Annotated in this window: 3 protein-coding genes; all 3 read right to left on the bottom strand. The window is 73.5% G+C overall.

Features of this window, described 5'->3' with window-relative positions; genetic code table 11:
* Positions 1-31 precede the first annotated feature (31 nt).
* From dapB to VFZ20_RS04945, 3 genes are read right to left on the bottom strand one after another with little or no spacing between them, the layout of a single operon-like run.
* Positions 32-823 (bottom strand): 4-hydroxy-tetrahydrodipicolinate reductase, encoded by a 792-nt coding sequence (dapB, locus tag VFZ20_RS04955; protein ID WP_329682726.1) that lies wholly within the window; start codon positions 821-823, stop codon positions 32-34.
* A 5-nt stretch (positions 824-828) separates the two neighbouring features.
* Positions 829-1,746 carry a 4-hydroxy-tetrahydrodipicolinate synthase gene (gene dapA, locus VFZ20_RS04950; protein WP_329682725.1) on the bottom strand — a complete coding sequence of 306 codons (918 nt, stop codon included), beginning with the start codon at positions 1,744-1,746 and terminating at the stop codon, positions 829-831.
* Positions 1,747-1,752: 6 nt separating this feature from the next.
* On the bottom strand, positions 1,753-2,130 hold the full coding sequence (locus tag VFZ20_RS04945) for a hypothetical protein (protein WP_329682724.1): 378 nt from the start codon (positions 2,128-2,130) through the stop codon (positions 1,753-1,755).
* Between the last annotated feature and the right edge of the window lie 92 nt (positions 2,131-2,222).

Raw genomic sequence — 2,222 nt, 5'->3', positions numbered from 1 at the left:
GAATGCAGTTGCCGTAAAGCGATGCGAAACGCTACAGCCCGAGCACGTCGCGCATGGTGTACGTGCCGGGCGCCCGGCCCGCGAGCCACCGCGCCGCGCGCAGGGCACCCTCCGCGAACAGCGCGCGGTCCTGCGCGACGTGCCCCAGCGTGACGCGCTCGCGCTCGCCGATGAGCATGACGCTGTGCTCGCCGACGATGTCGCCGCCGCGCACGGAGTGAAAGCCCACCTCCCCGCGCGGCCGCTCGCCGGGGCGCCCGCTGCGGCCGTCCACGCGCACGTCCGCGAGGGGGACGCCGCGTCCGCGCGCCACCGCCTCGCCCAGCGCGAGGGCGGTGCCGGAGGGCGCGTCCACCTTGCGGCGGTGGTGCGCCTCCACGATCTCCACGTCGTAGTCGTCGCCCAGCACCGACGCGGCCTGCTCCGCCAGCGCGACCAGCAGGTTCACGCCCACGCTGAAGTTGGCCGCCTGCAGCACGGCCGAGCGCTCCGCCTGCCGCGCCAGCGCCGCCTGCTCGTCGTCGCCCAGGCCCGTGGTGCCCACGACCAGCGCGCGGCCGGCCAGGGCGTCGCCGTGCATCTCCAGCAGCCGGTGCAGCAGCTCCGGCGCGCTGAAGTCGATGACCACGTCGGCGTCGTGGATCCACGCGCCGGCCGTCTCCGGTGTCTCCACGACGGGGCAGCCGATGTCGCAGCCGCGCTCCGGCACGCGCCCGATGCCGCCCAGCAGCGTCATCCCCTCGCCGTCGGCGATGAGCGACGCAAGCGTCTGCCCCATGCGGCCCGTGGCGCCGCTCAAGACGATCCGTGCCGAATCCGCCACGTCGCTCAGCTCCCGCGCAGGCCCAGGTCGCGCAGGGCGCCCTCCAGCTCCGCGCGGACGGCGTCGGATACGGGCACCAGGGGCAGGCGCGGCTCGCCCACGTCGAATCCCAGCATCGCCACGCCCGCCTTGACGGGGATGGGGTTCGCCTCGCGGAAGAGCGCGGAGACCAGCGGCAGCAGGCGCAGCTGCAGCGCGCACGCTTCCTTGACGGCGCCCTCCAGGAAGGCGTGCGCCATCCGGGCCGTCTGCGCCGGGGCCACGTTGGCGAGCACGGAGATGACGCCCTGCCCGCCCAGCGCCATCAGCGGCACCACCTGGTCGTCGTTGCCGCTGTAGATCGCCACGCGGTCGCCCACGCGGCGTGCCAGCTCCGCCACCTGGCTGATGTCGCCGCTGGCCTCCTTGACGCCGGCCACGCGCTCGTCGTCCGCCATCTGCTCCACCGTCTCGGGGAGGATGTTGCACGCCGTGCGGCCGGGCACGTTGTAGACGATGGTCGGCAGGTCGCCCGCGTCCATCACCTTCTGAAAGTGGGCGATGATGCCCCGCTGGGGCGGCTTGTTGTACGGCGGCGGCGCCACCAGCAGCGCGTCGGCGCCGGCCGCGCGGGCTGCGGAGGCGAGCTTGGCCACGGCGGCCGTGTCGCTGCCTCCGCACCCCGCGATGACGGGGATGCGCCGCTCGCCGGACCGCGCCTCTTCCGCGACCACCTCCACGGCGCGTCGCTGCTCGTCGGGCGACATGGTGCTGGCCTCGCCGGTGCTGCCGTTGACCACCAGGGCGTCCGTGCCCTCCCGCAGGTGAAAGCGCACCAGCTCGCGCAGCACCGTCTCGTTCAGCCCGCCGTCCGCGGCAAACGGCGTGACCAGGGCCACGCCGCTGCCGGTAAAGAGCGTGCGGCCGTCGTGTGTCGCAGGCATTCGCCCCTAGAGGTTGTTGAGGTCCATGACGTCGCCCGGGAGCACGTCGCCCTCCGGATCGTCCGGGTCCAGGTCGCGCTCCGTGCTGTCCCGGAAGTCGTCGGACGCCTCGTCCCCCACGACCGTGTGGAACGAGCGAAAGACGGTGCCGCCGCACTTTTCGCACGTCATCCCGGGCTGCGGCTCGTCGTCCTCGAAGAAGTAGTCCTTGCCGCAGTTCTCGCAGACCAGCGTGAGCACCTCCGTGCGCGGCTCGCGGCCGCGGGGCGGGTCGCCGGCGGGGTTGGCGCGCGGCTGGTCGGTGGCGCCGGCATACTGGGCCGGGCCCGCGTCGCTGCCGGAATCGTAGCGGCCCTGCGTGTTGGTTGGCGTTGCGTCGGACATCGGTCTCCTCGTGTGGTTACGGGTCCGCGCCAGGGGTGCACAAGGTGTACCGGGACGGAATGAACCGCGGGGGACAGGTTACAGGGGACAGG

The organism is Longimicrobium sp. (assembly GCF_036280135.1).
GTDB lineage: Bacteria > Gemmatimonadota > Gemmatimonadetes > Longimicrobiales > Longimicrobiaceae > Longimicrobium.
The sequence above is the reverse complement of the archived record's forward strand: the minus strand, read 5'-3'. Positions and strand labels throughout refer to the sequence as shown.